Source organism: Aureispira sp. CCB-E (assembly GCF_031326345.1).
Taxonomy (GTDB): Bacteria; Bacteroidota; Bacteroidia; order Chitinophagales; family Saprospiraceae; genus Aureispira.
Genome location: NZ_CP133671.1, coordinates 2,626,770 through 2,642,971 on the forward strand (window position 1 = coordinate 2,626,770; position 16,202 = coordinate 2,642,971).

Below are 16,202 nucleotides of genomic sequence, written 5' to 3' on the forward strand. Positions count from 1 at the left end.
AAGAATGAGATGTAGTATGGCAGCATAAAATAAGTGAATGGCTTTTAATCTATGTATTAAGATGCCCCTTTCATTAAATCGCTAAGAGCAGGGCCAGAAATACAAACGACTGAAGGTTTTGGCTGTGCCGAACCGCCTTCTGGCCAATGACTCGTCAAATTTTCTAAGTCTTTGGAACGTTCGCCAGGGTGTTGAACACTCAAAAACAACGTCTCGCCATCAGGTGCAAAAAATGGTCCTGTAAATTCTGCGTCAGTAGGAGCAGAGGCAACTTGGATAACTTTTCCTTTTTGCTCTCCCCAAGATGGCACCATAAACAAGCCATTATTACCAAAAGGAAGATAAGGTCCTGTATTCACAGAACTACCTGAAATGTCGGAGGTAAACCAAAGATTACCTTTGGGATCAAAAGCCATGTTATCAGGACATGCAAAACCAGTGTCCTCTCCGCCAGCCAAGAAGGTAGAAGCTTCAAATGTCAGAGAAGTTTTGTCTTCTAAGTCTGTCTCAACAATTTTCAAAATTTCTCCTAAATAATCTCCTTTGGGCTTGTTATTAGTCAAGGCGACTAGAACATGCCCCGTGATGGGATCAATTTCTATATCTTCAGGTCGATTTAGTGGCGTGCCACCGACCAATTTAGCCGCTTCTCTTAAACGAATTAAGACTTCCGTCTGATTGGCAAAATTATCTTGAAGTATTTTTTGTTCGTTGTAATTCAAAGAGACCCATTCTCCTTTGGCGGTATTGGCGACATAGAGGGTCCCTTCTTTTAGATTTTCAGGTTCTTTGCTAATAAATTTATACAAACACTCATCATTTGAATCATCGCCAGAATAAACAACCAAGCGACCATCTTTGGTCTGATGAACGGTAGCACATTCATGCGCACAACGTCCCAAAGCCACTAATTTTTTAGCTTCTCCAGTCAATGGATTGACTTCCACCACCCATCCATAATGCTCTGGAGGATAGTCATAGTGTTGCGACCAACCGTAATAATCTCCGTCTAAATCTCGGAAGGGGTTTTTGGGGTCAGAGCGATTGGTTTCACCATAGAACATATCATAGTTCTCTTCGCAAGTTAAGATGGTTCCCCAAGGCGTGACCCCTCCAGAGCAATTTGCAAAAGTACCAATGGCACTAGTACTGCCCTCGATAGGCTCGTCCCAATGGAAAGGAATTTCTGTTTTTGCTGTTAGGCGTCTATTGTGTGGATCGTTGTGTACCACTTCCCATTTTCCTGCATCATTTTTTCGAATGCGTACCAAAGAACCTCCAACAGAATACATCTCTATATCTACGAGTTCTTTTGTTTTTTTGCTTTTATCTTTGTCGTTGTAACCACTGATAAAGATCTCTTGAAAATACTCGTGATTAACCCACAACATACCATCATTGGGGGTATTTTTATCAAAGGGAACAAAAGCCAAATAATCGTTGTTGAAACCAAATTTATCTTTCTCAGAAATTGGATCGTCCCATTTGATCAAAATATCATATTCCAAGCCATTGGTAAGGACTAATTTATCTTCCAAAGAATGCTGCATATCTTGGAGCGGAAACGGGCGAGGATCAGATGGTTTGGTTTCAGGATTTTGAGGTTTTTCGGTTGGTGTACAAGCTTTTAGATTGACTAAAAACGCACCAGCGCCTAAGCCAATTCCTGTACGACCCAAAAATTGTAAAAAACTTCTTCTATTTTGTTTTTTCATGTTTGTCTCTTTAGATTTTACCCTGCAAATGCTCTTGCAAGGTGAACTTTTTATCAAATATAAAATAGCATTGGCATCGACATAAAGATTGGATACTAAAACTATTCATTTTGAGATTTTACTTTCAATAAGCGTCAAAATTTACAATACTCCGTTGAAAAAGCAACGGAGTATTAAATCTTAGTACTCTGTAAAGTGAAATTCTTTCATTTTTACAGAGTAGTTCACCTTACAGAGTACCTAGCCTAAAATTATAAAAAATGAGGCAGAATTTGGATTCTATATTGCTATTATTTACTTAATAATTTTAAGACTAAAAGAATTTACTGAACAATTGGTTGTGAAAAAAAATAGGACAAAACATCAATGTTTTGTCCTATTGGTATCTTTTAGGAAGTCGTCCTGAGCCAAAGAAGGAATCTAAGGTGTTTCAAGTTCTACTTCAGGTAAATTTCTTTCAATAAAATTCAGTGCATTTTTATACATAATTTTATCAACAATTTCTTCAGGAGTTAGATTATACATAAAGTTTTGAATTTCCTTAACCGAGTACAAGCCATTAATATCTCTAGGATTCTTAAAAAATTCTAATAAATCTCTGTACAAAGTAGTCATATCGCTAGAGGAATCAAATACGTCCAAATGACGAGCGTGTGCATCAAATTGAGAACTAATACAAAGCATATTCCACGCTTCAATATCATTGCTCATATGAATGGCTTTACAAATGTTACTAACCAAAGCTTCAATTGCTACACGACGTCTATCGGCAGAATTAGGAATGGTTTCATCATAGCGTTTTTGAAATTCCTTTCCCATTAATTTGTTCTTATCCAAAGAGATAGCAACCAATCCTCTAGATTGTAAGATTGATGTTAAGTCTTGGCGGCATAAGTTGGTAAATTGATGATTAAGCAATTCTTTTTTATCTTCACGACCATAGGAATTATCTTTTTTAGACAAGCCACTAATTCCAACCCCCGCAGCGATAATAGGGATACTGTCTTTGCGATAGCGTAAATCTTTGACGTATTTGTAATACCATTCTCTGCCACGTACGCTCATTCCTCCGACATCAATTAATATTCTCCGACCTCTTTTTCTATCTAATAATTCTCTAATTGCTTTTTGACCTAAACTTGTAATTTCATCACCTATTGTCGTCGGTCTTTTAAACGCTTCTTCTTCGCTGAGCGAAAAACGAGGTGTTTTTCCTGAAATTCCATCCCTAAAATAATTTCCAAAATTAATTGAAAAAATAGGAAGATCTAAATAATCTGTTGTGCCTGTTTCTAAAGGTGTAGAACCTTTTAGTTTTCGAATATTTGTTAGCACAATATTTTGATATTCTTCTGTTTCTACTTGATCTTGCTCAATGTACAAATAGTTCCCTAAACTATGTCCCCCTCCAATGCTAATCAAAAAACCTACTTTGGTAGGATCCTTTAAAACTTGGCGAATGTCTGTTTTGTTGCGAATCAAGATCGCTTGATAAGTGCGACCATTCTTGTGATAATTATATTGCAACTCTTCTTTTAAGTAATTTAAATTAGCCAAGACCAAATCAAAATACCCTACATTATTAAGAATAAAATTTTCTTCTCGATAAGACATTCCTGTTAAGCAACCAAATATTTTAGAACTAGAGCCAGGTGTTAAAAAGGGGCTGTGCATGAATTGGCGTTCGGTAGGACTAATGATTTGATTAGAAATTTTGACATTTCCTTTGACCAAATCATAAATCGAACTTTGGTTCCTACGAGCAATACCCGCAAAAGCATTGGTCAACTCAATTGGAATTTCCTCCAAGTCCAAAGCGCAATCATTTTCGATACGTTCCCACATGCTATGACGTTTTACTTTTCGAGATTTGAATGCTTTTTGAGTAGAGTAGACTCCCATGTCAAACATTTTGACAGGGTCTTGTTTTCTAGGTTTTTCTTTAGGAGGAACACTATCTTGCAAATTAAACCCATTTAATTCTTCAGCAACAGGATCAACAGGGTCTGTATTGGTAGAGTCATCTTGTGCCAAACTAGTATTGCTAAAACCCATTAGCAGTACAAAGAATAAGCTGTATGTAATGTTCAATTTCATTGATTGATATTTAGATGGCTTTAGAGAGTCTGTTAAAAAAATATGTTCAAGCTATAAATGATTGATTTAAAATCTATCTGCGACTATTTGAGCTTTGCTAGCATAGCGGTTATCTCAAGAGGAATTTACCTCTAAAATCAATACATTTTTGCATAAAGAACCTAAAACTTAGACAAACTCTAAGAGGATTGAATTTTGAATCAAAATGGTTTTATCTAGTTGTATAGAAGATAATGCCATATTGTGATAAAACAAGGTAAAAGGCTGATTTTTAACCTGATTTTCACAAAAATACCTAAAAAGACTGTTTCTACAAGCTAAATAACAGATAGATTCTATCCAATAGGTTGTTCAATTGTCTTGCTCTAGAAGCAGTAGCTATAAGATGAATTTTTTTTGTTGAATAATATTTTTTTGTAATATAGGTTCGTACTCTTTTTTTGCAACGTCTGTATAAAACTGAACGTGTTGAAGGAAATTGTATTGTAAAAGTTCCCATTCTTTATTGGAATAAAACAATGCCAAACAAGCCTCCCATTCTTGGCGTAACAATGTTCCTGTTTGAAAAAAGCGTTCTGTTACCCCGTAGCCAATATCGGCATCTTTTATAATTTTTTCTAGTTGATTTCTAGGTGTCAAAGACATTTTTGTAGCTTCTATACAAGCTTTAACAAGGTTAATAGCAGCAGAATTAACCGATTTATTTTGTAAATAATCTACGGCAATTACCATCCCTCTGTCTTCGTGCTCATCATAACCATAAAGGTATCCTACATCGTGGAACCAACCTGCTATTTTTAGCAATAGTAAATCAGAAGTCTCTAAACCAGCAGAAAGTGCTTCAATCCGTTGTACCACCTCAATAGTATGAGCATAATTATGGTAACAAAGATTGGACGTATCTGTTTGTTCAAACAACTGTTTGACATGTTGTTGTACTTCCTGTTCTAATGCTTTTAGCATATGTATCAAGGATTGGTTTGCGACGTACTTGGTACGTAGTTGGTTGATTCTTTTGTGTACAATCAACCAACTAAGAATAATTTTAAACGTTTAAATAATGCTTTTTGTAAGATTTTAAAGTATTCATAATTAGAGCTGTTACGGTCATAGGACCCACTCCACCAGGAACAGGAGTAATAAAACTACACTTGGGGGCAACGGCATCAAAATCCACATCACCAACCAGTCGATACCCTCGTTTTTTGCTACTATCTTCTACGGAGTTAATACCAACATCAAGAATAACAGCCCCTTCTTTGACCATATCAGCAGTTACAAAATTAGGAATTCCAATTGCAGCAACAATAATATCTGCTCGCTGGACTTCTTCTTTTATATCTTTGGTTCGACTGTGTGTTAGCGTAACGGTACAGTTACCAATTTTTGCTTTTCTAGACATCAAAATACTCATGGGGGTTCCAACAATATTAGAGCGCCCTAATACAACACAATGTTTGCCTGATGTTTCAATTCCATAACGTTCTAGCATGGTTACCATCCCAAAAGGAGTTGCTGGAATATATTGTGGCATTCCTTGTGCCATGAGTCCAAAATTGGTTGGATGAAAACCATCCACATCTTTGCTTGGGTCAATTGCCAACGTAATTTTATCCTCAGAAATATGCTTAGGAAGTGGCAGTTGCACAATAAAACCATCTACTTCATCATCTTCATTTAATTGCTGAATAATTTTTAGCAAAGCTTCTTCTGTAATGTCACTCTCTTCTTTGATCAATGTAGACTTGATTCCTGTACGCTCACAAGAGCGCATTTTGTTGCGAACATAACTGGCACTAGCAGGGTTGTCGCCAACCAAAATAGCAACCAAATGAGGTAGACGATGTCCTTTTTGTGACCATTGCTCTACGTCTACACGCATTTCTTCTTGAATGTCAATAGCTAGTTGTTTGCCGTTAATTAATTCCATGATGATGTTGTTGTTCTTTATTGGTTGAAAAACTAGTTTTATTAATTTTTTATCTTTAAGATTTGGCTTAAGAAATGATTCTGAAAAGTATTTCCTTTGCCTTTTATTTTATGTATAAATCAGTTGATTTAAGCGTTCAACAAAGCATAGATCTTATTTAGAAGAAAAGACATGTCCTGTTTTAATGACAAATTAAATACAAAATTTTTCGTTAATTTATGGAATTAGTGACAAACAATTGTAAAAAGGACAAACAATTATTTATAATTGCGAGAACTGATCGTATCTGTTTTGTTGGTAAATTAATAATAAAAACATGCAAAAGCCTTTTCTAATTGGCCTAACAGGAGTGAGTGGCTCTGGGAAAACCACTTTTTTAAAACGTTTGGAAACGAGTTTTACCAAAGAAGAACTTTGTGTCATCTCTCAAGATAATTATTACAGACCTAGAGAGGAGCAAATGGTAGACAAGGAAGGAGTGCATAATTTTGATTTGCCAACATCTATTAATCGAGAAGAATTTCATCGTGATATTGTCGCTCTATTAGAAGGAAAAACAGTTTTGCGAGAAGAATATACCTTTAACAATGCTTTGGCAACACCCAAAATGTTAGAATTCCCGCCTTGTCCTATTATTCTAATAGAAGGAATTTTTATTTATCATTATAAAGAAATAAAAGACCTCATGGATTTAAAGCTGTTCTTACACGTCAAAGAAACAACGGCTTTGAGTCGCCGTATTCGACGAGATAGAATTGAACGCAACTATCCTTTGGACGATGTGTTGTATCGTTATGAGAAACATGTATTGCCAACTTACGAGCGATATATCAAGCCTTTTGAATACGAGGCAGATTTGATTATTAATAACAGCACGAATTTTGATACGGGCTTAGATGTTGTGGTAAATTACCTAAAAGGTATCTTGGCAGAGCGATCAAAATAGGTTGTTATTGTAAATGGCTTCACAACCAAAATCCATAGAAAATGCTATTATTACTACAAGGTGTTTTATTGTTGCTTAGCTTTTATGCTTTGGGCTGCTGGGTAGCATATTGGATGCAAGAAACCTTAATTTTTCACCCTACGGTATTAACAAAGGATTATGTATTTCATTTTGAAACAGACTTTGAGGAACTGTTTATAGAAGTGGCGCCTGATATTCGTCTACATGCCCTACACTTTAAGGCCGAAGCATCTAAGGGAATTGTATTTTATGTGCATGGTAATGCTGGTTCCTTGCATGATTGGGGCGGGTTGTCTAGCTTGTATATTCACTTGGGGTATGATTTGTTTATGTTTGATTATCGAGGTTTTGGAAAGAGCGATGGAAAAATTAAGAATCAAAAGCAGTTTTTTAATGATGTACAGGCTTTGTACGATTATGTAAAACAAGGGTGGGAGGAATCTAAAATTATCGTAGAAGGCTTCTCTATCGGAACGGCAACAGCGGCTAAAATTGCCGTTGAGAATAATCCTAGACATTTGATACTCAAAGCTCCCTATTATTCTTTGCCTCATTTGATCAAATCAAAACATGCTTATTTGCCATCTTTGTTGTTGAAATATCGATTTATGACAATTGATTTCTTAAAAGCAGTACGTTGCCCAACAACCATATTTCATGGAACAGCAGATGAACTCATCCCTGTTTCCAATGCAGAACGTTTGTTTCAAGAGGTGCCTAGCGTTGATTTTGTCATCATTCCCAATTGTTTGCATAATGATATCCCATATACAAGTCTATATCAAGAGAAGATGCAAACTATATTGGTGTAATCTTTGTTCTTTTTTATGATTTGATACTACATTATTACAGAAATAATTTTGTTAAATAGCTACTTATGAAGCAATTATGCTCCGTGCTTGTTTTGGTGTTAATTGTCTTAGCAACAGTGGGGACATCCGCTCAAGACTTTCGTTCAGCCGTATGGCAGGATGAGATTGTAGTTGATGGGCAGAATAAGGATTGGCAACAGCCGTTTAAATTACACAATAGTTTAGCAGGTCTTTCTTTTGCCATTGCTAACGATTCGACCAAACTATACCTTTGTTTTGAAGCAATAGAACCACTTTATATTGTCAAAATGTTGCGAGCGGGCTGGTCTTTTCAGCTTAGTTGTAAGGAACGAAAGAGGCGCTTTAATACCAGTGTTGTATTTAACCCAATGTATATCGAGTTGGACCCTAAACATGATTATGTAGAAAAGAAAGAAAAAAAAGAACCTACTTTTGAAAATTGGTTAGACGATTATAAATTGGAATCTAACACCTATACAACACAAGGATTTAAGCATTACCAGAAAAATGCTTTAACCTTATCAGACACTAGTCAAAATATCATCCATGTTCAATTGAATTACAATGAAATAAAAGCTGTTTATGAAATTGCAATTCCTTTGAGAGAATTGATGCCTTTGAATCACGTAAAATGGAATGAACGGATGAAATTGAAGGTTTATATCAACAATTTAGAAGCTCCTCCAGAAAAGGGAACTTTAACATTAGAAACAAACCGATTGCAGCCAATCGGTCGTCAAGGAGGACAAGTAGTTAGCCCTTCTAATGCGCCTACAGATATTGTACAGCCTAAAAAATTAACAGAGAGAGTTACCAAAGAGGTCTTGTATTACAAAGCAAGCTTTAGCCATGATTTTTATTTGGCAGCTCCCCCAAACACAACTCCGTAATGACTTTATAGTTGATTGTATAATGCGTTTTTGGCAACAAAAGTAAATTATAGAAATACAGGTGTTTATTTTAATCTTGGTTTCGTGGGGGCAATTCAAATTTTCGCTTGAGTGTAAAACTCTGCCCAAGATAAACCTCTCGTACTTTTTCATCACTGGCTAGTTCTTCCGATGTACCTTCTCTAAAGATACTCCCATCAACCATAATATAGGAACGATCGGTAATCGATAGTGTTTGTTCAACGCTATGATCTGTGATTAAGATGCCAATATTTTTTTGTTTTAGTTTAAAAACAATGGATTGAATATCTTCTACTGCAATGGGGTCGATGCCAGCAAAGGGTTCATCAAGCAAAATAAACTTAGGGTTGACCGCCAAAGAACGAGCAATTTCAGTGCGTCTACGTTCTCCTCCTGACAATGTATCTCCGTTGCTTTTACGTACCTTATGCAATCTAAATTCATCAATTAAATCTTCTAATTTTTCGGCTTGTTCCTTTTTAGATAAATTGGTCATTTCTAGAACAGCAGAAATATTGTCTTCTACGGATAATTTTCTAAAAATAGAAGATTCTTGGGGCAAGTAGCCAATACCTAGCTTTGCCCGTTTGTACATAGGGAGTTTGGTAATATCCAAATCGTCTAAAAAAACGTTGCCTTGTAGTGGTTGTACGAACCCCACAGTCATATAGAAACTAGTTGTTTTGCCAGCACCATTAGGACCCAGCAAACCAATAATTTCTCCTTGTTCTACTTGTAAAGAAACGCCTTTAACAACCATTCGGTTGCCGTATTTTTTCATTAGATTTTCTGCTCTAAGCTGCATATAGAAGTATGAGTACGTTGGTGTGAAAGAATTATGCTACACAAGAATTCTTAAGTTGGATAACTTAATTTTTGAATCAAATGGATATCGAATTGTAAGAAAGTCTAATCAAAAAGCATCTAAACTAAAATACTTGATCTATAGGTTTATAAATTAGAAGCTAATAGTAAATTCAAATCTGTATATTTGACATTAAAAAAGTCACTCAAGTACTTGTTGGTTAAACAACCCTTGTACATATAAACCCCATTTCTAAAGCCAGGGGAAGAATGGAGCAACGCTTCAATCCCTTGAGTACCTCCAGCTTCTAAAAAGAAAGGAATTAAAATATTACTAATTGCCTTAGAGCTTGTTTGTGGGATTCTTGCTACGATATTAGGAACACAGTAATGAATAACATCATACTCAATGAAGGTAGGCTTGTCGTGAGTCGTCATTCTGGAAGTAGCAAAGCAACCGCCTTGATCAATACTAACATCAATAATAACAGAGCCCGATTTCATATTTTTAACCATAGAATCACTGACAATAATTGGTGTTCGACCAATTTCTGAGTGAATGGCTCCAATGACGACCTCTGCATCTCTCAATTCAACTTCTAGTTCTGGCGAGTTAAAAGTGCCAGTGTATATTTTTTGTCTCAAATTGCCTTGTAAGCGCATGAGTTTTCGAATATTGTTATCAAAAACTCGTACCTCTGCACCATAACCTAGAGCTACTCTTGTCGCAACTTCTGCAACGACTCCAGCGCCTAAAACAACGACCTTGGCTGGAGGGATACCAGGGATGCCCCCCAATAAGATACCCAGCCCATTTCCACTTTTAGAAAGCAATTCTGCGGCTGTTTGCATGGCACTAATTCCGGCCATTTCAGACATACTATGTACAAACGGAAAAATACCAGATTGATCTTTCATATATTCCATCGCCAAAGCTGTGACCCGTTTCTTTTTGAGGCGATAGATATATTCTTCGGATAAGGAAGGTAAGTGAATAGGAGAGATGATAATCTGTCCAGGATGACACAAATCGATTTCTTGAAGAGAGGGAGGAGCGACTTTTATAATGACGTGAGCTTTAAAAACTTGTTCAGAGCTGTAAGCAATTTCTGCACCTGCCTCTGAATATTCAAAATCTAAAAAGCCAGCTTCCAAACCAGCATCTTCTTCGACCACTATCTTATGACCTGCATTGACTAGTGTTTTGACAGCAGCAGGAGATAGGGCAACTCTATTTTCTTGAAAAGACCTTTCTTTAGGAATTCCAATAAACAACTTTGCTTTTTTTTGAGGAATTTCTAAACATTCTTCTTGTGGCGTTAACATATTTTGCGTTAACCGTTGAGGAATATCAATCTTTCTTTTTTCCATATGTGGATGTGTGTTTGCCAAGGGGAGTTATAAATATAGAATTATGATCGTTCTATGTACACGATACTAAATTCGTTTATTAGGACTAGCTTGAGAATTTAGAATCTTAATAGTAATTTATAACGAATTAATAATCTTTATGTTAAGGTTTAATAGTGCTAATTTTTAGCTTTTTATTAAAAACTCCCTTTAAGATACGTAAGAAAATAGATTAATAGTTTAAAAATGCTCAATTTTTACAAAGGATTAACAAGAATTAAATTTTCCTCTATAAAGGCTGTGGATGTAAAAAGTTATGAAAGCAGTTGCTGTATTTTTTGATTTTCAGCAGCAGGAAATAGTTAACATTTTTGTCGTTCTTTTTTTATAAAAAATGGTTCTTAACTCGAGGGGACATCTGGTTTGCGTTCCCAAATAGTAATCATAGGAGGTGGAGGACCGCCAGCCTTGCCCTGTTTTTGTAAAGCAGCATTTTGTTGTTGCCACTGTTGCATACGTTGGTTGTAATAAGGAAGGGCATCCTGATTCCACTTGTAAAATGTTTGATATATGATGGGGCCGTTTTGAATGTTCCTTGTGGGGATACACTCAGCAACACCAATAAGATTATAATACTTTTGATGGTATTGTTCTATAAACTTAAAAATTCGTCCTGTTGGATCTCGATTTAACCAAGAAGTATTCATCCAAGTGTAAACCGAGAAGCGCGGTTTTCCTGTCTCCACATCTTGAATAAACTCATCCTGCAATTGTTTCATGTAAACGCCATTGTATACAAGAGGGTAACCAAAGGCTTGTCCAGTAACACTTTCACGTTTGGCATAAAAGCTAATTTGAGGTTCTGAGCAGGCAACAACAATTTTATCTTCAGGGGTTGAAATTTGTTTTAAGTATTCTCCGATAATCTTTGATTCAGGAAAAGGATTCGTGCCATAGGCATTACGTAAAATTTTATCTTCATCAGGAGCAAAGAAATAACTAGAATCTACTCGTATAATTTGCGTCCAAGCAAAAATAAAGATTACGGTAGGAATGATAATCCCCCAGTTGATATTTAGAATGTTATTGATTAAGATTCCTGTATTTCTTACAAACATACCATTCAAAAGTGCCAAAGCAGGTATGAATACAACAAAATAATGGGCATAAAAGTGGAAACCTGTGGCTAAACCAAAAGACATGAACAGGGCAAACATTAAGGTAAATACACGCCACCTATTGTCAATTTTGACTAAAAACATAGAAATAGCTCCTCCTAAACCTAGATACCAGATCCATTCTTGGTCTGGAATGACTTGGTTGATTTGCATTTTAAAAATCTCATAATTAGCTCCCGTCTGCGAGGAGGTTGCAAATTCAGTAGGCCAAGCAACGGTGTAGAACCAAAAATCATCAAAATGCCCTCGAGCTAGCATATACAATACAACCGATAAGTAAGGTGTTACCGAACCAATTACTAGCAGAACTTCACTGACAAACCAATTTTTCCAATCGATGGGCTTTTGTCTAAAAAATGCAAAAATAACATAGAAGCCAGAAAAGAGCATGAAATGAATGGCTTGCTGCTTGATTAAAAATGCAGTACCACAGGCTAATCCTGCGAATAGAAAAAGGCTTTTTTTCTGAGAATCAATTGCTTTGGTTAAGATGAATAAGCCAATTAATCCTGGCAAGATAGCGAAATGAGTGGCATGTGCAGCAAACCCCAATAAATTGGGACCTAGACTTAAAATAGCAAATGCAAAAGCAGCGACAACAGCAATTGTTTTGTCAAAGAAATATTTAGCGAAAGCAAAAAGAGTTATAATATAAGCAACATCAAAGATGAGTAGCCCTGTGTGAATGCCCTCAACAGAATGCCCAAAAACACGGATAAAAAAGGCATAGGTAATATAAAGTAAAGGGGGTTTGATTTCGTATAAGTCAGTATAAAGACTTTTGCCTTCTAACATTTGATAAGCAATATAGGCAAAACCACCTTCGTCTCGTTCAAAAGGAATGCTTAGTAGTTTGAATCGAATTAGTAAAACAAAGAGAACTAGACCTCCAATGAGCAACACATCCCATGTTAATTTGCTAGGCGTTGTCGTTGTATTGGCAGCGTCTTTGGGCAAAACTGGTTCTGCTTTTTTGGTCTCTTTGCTAGTAATTGTTTTTTTCTTCTGACTTTCTTTGCGATTCTTTTTCTTTGCCATGCAATTAATGTTGGTTCGTGTGTTAGAGTAAGTACTAAAAACAACTTGTTGGTCTTAGATACGCTCTATAGGAAGATTAGAATGATATGCAAAATAAGATATTTGTTTTTGATTCAAAGGAATATCTGTTTGTTTTTTAAGAACAAAGTATATAATAAAAGGCAAAATTTAGATTTTAATTCCCAATTATATAGGGCATTTATACAAGCGGAATAAATGGCTGGTTTTAAACAAATAAAACTCAAATCTATAGTCTTAAATGAAGGGGGGTGACAACAGATAAAGGGTAGAATAATTAAAATTATAGAAAACTATTCAATACTCGAACCAAAAAAACTTACCTTTGTATTTACTTGAATTGATTATGAAGTGAAACATTTTTTTTTTGTCCTTCTTTAAAAGCTTAACTACACATTCATGGATAATAAGAAATTGATCATTTTTACAGCTCCTTCTGGAGCAGGGAAAACCACTATAGTTCGTCATTTGTTAAAAACACGAAAAGACGTCTCCTTTTCCATTTCGGCATGTACTAGGACTCCTCGATATGGAGAAGTAAACGGAATGGATTATTATTTCTTGAGTCCAGATGAATTTAAAAGAAAAGTTAATGCTGGTGATTTTGTAGAATATGAAGAAGTCTACGAAAACCAGTTTTATGGTACTTTGCGAAGTGAAATTGATCGTTTATGGAAATCGGGCAAGCATGTGTTATTTGATATTGATGTAAAGGGTGCCTTGTCTATCAAACAAAAATATGGTGAGCAAGCTCTGTCTATTTTTGTGAAACCACCTTCTTTTGAAATACTAAAAGAACGTTTGATGAATCGAAAAACAGAAGACGATGCAAGTTTGAGAAAACGAATCAATCGAGTAAAGGAAGAAATGACTTATGAGCGCCACTTTGATATTACCTTAGTTAACAGTGACTTGTCATTGGCTTTGCAAGAAGCAGAAGAAATTGTAGAAAATTTTTTAGCTTTGGAAACTAGCTCATAAAACAATCTAAAACCTGTGGAGAATTTATGACCTTAAAAAGAGTAGGTTAATGTCATTGGATTAAGAACCTGTTTAAATTCTATCTTTAAGTTACAAATGTTTGATTTAGCCGCTATTGGCAGCTTTTTTGAGCCTTGATAGTAGCACTCTATCAGCCTAAAAAAGAGCGTTGTTAGGTACTAAAATCAACTCATTTTTGCCAAAACTATTGGTTTTGAAGAACATAAATTTTAAACTTGCTCTAACTATTTTGAACACAAAAAGGCAATTACCATGGAAACTGCAATTACGCATGATATAAGGGTTAGCGTGGAAGCCATGTATCAATCAATGTATTCCAAGCCATTTGCAAGAGAATACGTACATGCATATCGAGTAACTATTGAAAATCTGGGAACAGAAACAGTTCAGTTACTGAGTAGACATTGGCATATTTGGGATTCTACGGGAATGCTTAGAGAGGTCAAAGGAGATGGTGTTATTGGTTTGCAACCTGTTTTGAAACCCAATGATGTGCACCAATATGTATCTGGTTGTCCTTTGAAAACAGACTTAGGAAAAATGTCTGGTAAGTATACTATGAAACGAGATGCTGATGGAACATTGTTTGATGTGACAATTCCGACCTTTTATTTGGTGCCTCCTTTCAAGTACAACTAATATATTACTTTTGTAATATACTGTTTATTCAATAGATATTTTAATTGCATTTTAATTCATGACCCAAACACATATATTCGTTCCTTGTTTTATCGATCAACTTTATCCTCAGACGGCTGTAAATATGGTGACAGTTTTAAAACAGGTTGGTTGTACGGTGGAGTATAACCCCAATCAAACTTGTTGCGGACAGCCAGCCTTAAATGCAGGGTTTTGGAACGAAGCGTATGACGTTGCTAAGAAGTTTGTGGCAGATTTTGGAGACAAAAAACAAGTGGTTTGCCCTTCTGCTTCTTGTGTAGGATTTATTAAAAATCATTATAAAGAATTGTTGGGGACCGATGTCGAGCAGCCTATATTGGAGCACTTGCAGAAGCATATTTATGAATTTTCTGAATTTTTGGTGGAACATTGTAATATAGAAAACTTAACTGTGGAGTTAGAAGGAAGGGCTATGTACCACGATGCTTGTTCTGCTCTTCGAGAATGTCAAATAAAAGAAGCTCCAAGGCTATTGTTATCCAAAGTAAAGGGATTGGAGCTCCTTGAAAATCCTAATTCAGAGGTTTGTTGTGGCTTTGGAGGTACTTTTTCTGCTAAGTATGAACCTATTTCGGTAGCAATGGCAGAAAAAAAGGTGGAAGAAGCTTTAGATCTGTCGGCAGAGTATATTATTTCAACGGATTTATCTTGTTTAATGCATTTAGAAGGTTATATAAAGAAAAAGAAAGTACCACTAAAAACATTGCATTTGGCAGATGTATTAGTAGGAGGGTAGGAGTTTAGGTTGTAACGAGGTACTTTAAGTAAAACGTACGTATGAGTAAAAAGAAGGTCGTTAAGACGAAAGAAGAATTATTAGAAGAATATCATCAACTAAAAAAGCAGAAAAATAGTTGGTGGAATGTATTGGCTAGTGAAAACAATTCTGTAAAAACAATTGTAGGTGGGTTTATTCTATATATAGGTTATCTCATTGTTGCCTCACTCGATGTCAATGCACTTTTATTGGTGTATACGGTTATTGTAGTAGGTGTAATTTGGTATTGGGTCGATATGTTGCGGGTACAATACGAGAAAAATAACAAAGAATATAAGCAAAAAATGCGCGTGTTGAGTGGAGAAATCCGCCGATGGTCTAAAAAAAAAATCGTAGATAAACACAATGATCTAAAAAGCATCGATCAACGAAGTTTTCATATCGTAAAAACGATGTTACCTTATATTTGGGGATACACTCCTGAGGCAATTCATCAGGTAGATTATTACAATTATAAAGCAGTAAATATTTCTACCATTCAAATTAAACAAGAAAAAAAAATACAAGAATATTGGTTCTTTGCAATAAGACACGAACAACAACACAGCGAAGAAAGTACGGCCTTGATTCCCAAACCTTACCAACACGATAAGTGGCAACAAGTAGAATTTAATCAACAAATAGAGCTACCTGAATTTAAGGAACAATTTACGATTAATAGTTCCTTATTTATGCATAGTTATTATTTGATTAATCGGCATTTGATTGCTCAATTTTTGTCTTTGCCTACATTGGATAAATGGTTGATTTTTAGACAAAATATTGCTTACTTGATACTGCCTAAAGCCTCTATTAGTCTCGATGTTCAGAATTTAGATCAAGTCCAAAAAGAGGCTGAAAAGCAAGCTTTGGAAGCGATAGAACTAAGTACTGTTTTCTTGCAGGCACTTCAAAAATAGC

Annotated in this window: 14 protein-coding genes; 7 read left to right on the top strand and 7 right to left on the bottom strand. The window is 35.6% G+C overall.

The window, feature by feature from the left end; all coding sequences use genetic code 11:
* Window positions 1-56 precede the first annotated feature (56 nt).
* From QP953_RS10015 to folD, 4 genes are all read right to left on the bottom strand, one after another.
* Complete coding sequence (locus tag QP953_RS10015; protein ID WP_309554870.1) at window positions 57-1,715, bottom strand: alkaline phosphatase PhoX; 1,659 nt, start codon at window positions 1,713-1,715, stop codon at window positions 57-59.
* 420 nt (window positions 1,716-2,135) lie between these two features.
* Window positions 2,136-3,812, bottom strand: coding sequence for a hypothetical protein (locus QP953_RS10020; RefSeq protein WP_309554872.1), 1,677 nt, complete (start codon window positions 3,810-3,812; stop codon window positions 2,136-2,138).
* Between the two features lie 378 nt (window positions 3,813-4,190).
* Entirely contained in the window at window positions 4,191-4,775 is a 585-nt protein-coding gene (locus QP953_RS10025) for an HD domain-containing protein (RefSeq protein ID WP_309554873.1), read from the bottom strand.
* Between the two features lie 82 nt (window positions 4,776-4,857).
* Window positions 4,858-5,742 carry a bifunctional methylenetetrahydrofolate dehydrogenase/methenyltetrahydrofolate cyclohydrolase FolD gene (gene folD, locus QP953_RS10030; protein WP_052598588.1) on the bottom strand — a complete coding sequence of 295 codons (885 nt, stop codon included), beginning with the start codon at window positions 5,740-5,742 and terminating at the stop codon, window positions 4,858-4,860.
* Between the two features lie 301 nt (window positions 5,743-6,043).
* Here folD and QP953_RS10035 point away from each other — a divergent pair, with 301 nt between their 5' ends.
* From QP953_RS10035 to QP953_RS10045, 3 genes are all read left to right on the top strand, one after another.
* On the top strand, window positions 6,044-6,688 hold the full coding sequence (locus QP953_RS10035) for a uridine kinase (protein WP_304413028.1): 645 nt from the start codon (window positions 6,044-6,046) through the stop codon (window positions 6,686-6,688).
* A 41-nt stretch (window positions 6,689-6,729) separates the two neighbouring features.
* Complete coding sequence (locus QP953_RS10040; protein ID WP_052598590.1) at window positions 6,730-7,521, top strand: alpha/beta hydrolase; 792 nt, start codon at window positions 6,730-6,732, stop codon at window positions 7,519-7,521.
* Between the two features lie 65 nt (window positions 7,522-7,586).
* The gene (locus QP953_RS10045; RefSeq protein ID WP_309554875.1) at window positions 7,587-8,432 is read left to right on the top strand and encodes a hypothetical protein; all 846 of its coding nucleotides are present in this window, start codon (window positions 7,587-7,589) and stop codon (window positions 8,430-8,432) included.
* Between the two features lie 70 nt (window positions 8,433-8,502).
* On the opposite strand, the gene lptB is transcribed toward QP953_RS10045, so the two are convergent.
* The 3 genes from lptB to QP953_RS10060 form a co-directional block, all read right to left on the bottom strand.
* On the bottom strand, window positions 8,503-9,258 hold the full coding sequence (gene lptB, locus QP953_RS10050) for an LPS export ABC transporter ATP-binding protein (protein WP_052598592.1): 756 nt from the start codon (window positions 9,256-9,258) through the stop codon (window positions 8,503-8,505).
* A gap of 146 nt (window positions 9,259-9,404) precedes the next feature.
* Window positions 9,405-10,628 (bottom strand): alanine dehydrogenase, encoded by a 1,224-nt coding sequence (locus QP953_RS10055; RefSeq protein WP_309554877.1) that lies wholly within the window; start codon window positions 10,626-10,628, stop codon window positions 9,405-9,407.
* 380 nt (window positions 10,629-11,008) lie between these two features.
* The gene (locus QP953_RS10060; RefSeq protein WP_309554879.1) at window positions 11,009-12,823 is read right to left on the bottom strand and encodes a glycosyltransferase family 39 protein; all 1,815 of its coding nucleotides are present in this window, start codon (window positions 12,821-12,823) and stop codon (window positions 11,009-11,011) included.
* Window positions 12,824-13,240: 417 nt separating this feature from the next.
* Between QP953_RS10060 and gmk the strand changes: the two genes are divergently transcribed.
* The 4 genes from gmk to QP953_RS10080 all read left to right on the top strand — a co-directional run bounded on the left by gmk (window position 13,241) and on the right by QP953_RS10080 (window position 16,201).
* The gene (gene gmk / locus QP953_RS10065; RefSeq protein ID WP_052598595.1) at window positions 13,241-13,822 is read left to right on the top strand and encodes a guanylate kinase; all 582 of its coding nucleotides are present in this window, start codon (window positions 13,241-13,243) and stop codon (window positions 13,820-13,822) included.
* A gap of 273 nt (window positions 13,823-14,095) precedes the next feature.
* Entirely contained in the window at window positions 14,096-14,482 is a 387-nt protein-coding gene (gene apaG, locus QP953_RS10070) for a Co2+/Mg2+ efflux protein ApaG (RefSeq protein WP_052598596.1), read from the top strand.
* Window positions 14,483-14,540: 58 nt separating this feature from the next.
* Window positions 14,541-15,260, top strand: a complete 720-nt coding sequence (locus tag QP953_RS10075) for a (Fe-S)-binding protein (RefSeq protein WP_052598597.1) — start codon at window positions 14,541-14,543, stop codon at window positions 15,258-15,260.
* A gap of 41 nt (window positions 15,261-15,301) precedes the next feature.
* On the top strand, window positions 15,302-16,201 hold the full coding sequence (locus QP953_RS10080; RefSeq protein WP_052598598.1) for a hypothetical protein: 900 nt from the start codon (window positions 15,302-15,304) through the stop codon (window positions 16,199-16,201).
* Window position 16,202: the final 1 nt, after the last annotated feature.

Bases quoted from the DNA above. Each gene is read 5' to 3' on its own strand.
- QP953_RS10015 (WP_309554870.1), bottom strand. From the start codon at position 1,715: ATGAAAAAACAAAATAGAAGAAGTTTTTTACAATTTTTGGGTCGTACA.
- QP953_RS10020 (WP_309554872.1), bottom strand. From the start codon at position 3,812: ATGAAATTGAACATTACATACAGCTTATTCTTTGTACTGCTAATGGGT.
- QP953_RS10025 (WP_309554873.1), bottom strand. From the start codon at position 4,775: ATGCTAAAAGCATTAGAACAGGAAGTACAACAACATGTCAAACAGTTG.
- folD (WP_052598588.1), bottom strand. From the start codon at position 5,742: ATGGAATTAATTAACGGCAAACAACTAGCTATTGACATTCAAGAAGAA.
- QP953_RS10040 (WP_052598590.1), top strand. From the start codon at position 6,730: ATGCTATTATTACTACAAGGTGTTTTATTGTTGCTTAGCTTTTATGCT.
- QP953_RS10045 (WP_309554875.1), top strand. From the start codon at position 7,587: ATGAAGCAATTATGCTCCGTGCTTGTTTTGGTGTTAATTGTCTTAGCA.
- lptB (WP_052598592.1), bottom strand. From the start codon at position 9,258: ATGCAGCTTAGAGCAGAAAATCTAATGAAAAAATACGGCAACCGAATG.
- QP953_RS10055 (WP_309554877.1), bottom strand. From the start codon at position 10,628: ATGGAAAAAAGAAAGATTGATATTCCTCAACGGTTAACGCAAAATATG.
- QP953_RS10060 (WP_309554879.1), bottom strand. From the start codon at position 12,823: ATGGCAAAGAAAAAGAATCGCAAAGAAAGTCAGAAGAAAAAAACAATT.
- gmk (WP_052598595.1), top strand. From the start codon at position 13,241: ATGGATAATAAGAAATTGATCATTTTTACAGCTCCTTCTGGAGCAGGG.
- apaG (WP_052598596.1), top strand. From the start codon at position 14,096: ATGGAAACTGCAATTACGCATGATATAAGGGTTAGCGTGGAAGCCATG.
- QP953_RS10075 (WP_052598597.1), top strand. From the start codon at position 14,541: ATGACCCAAACACATATATTCGTTCCTTGTTTTATCGATCAACTTTAT.
- QP953_RS10080 (WP_052598598.1), top strand. From the start codon at position 15,302: ATGAGTAAAAAGAAGGTCGTTAAGACGAAAGAAGAATTATTAGAAGAA.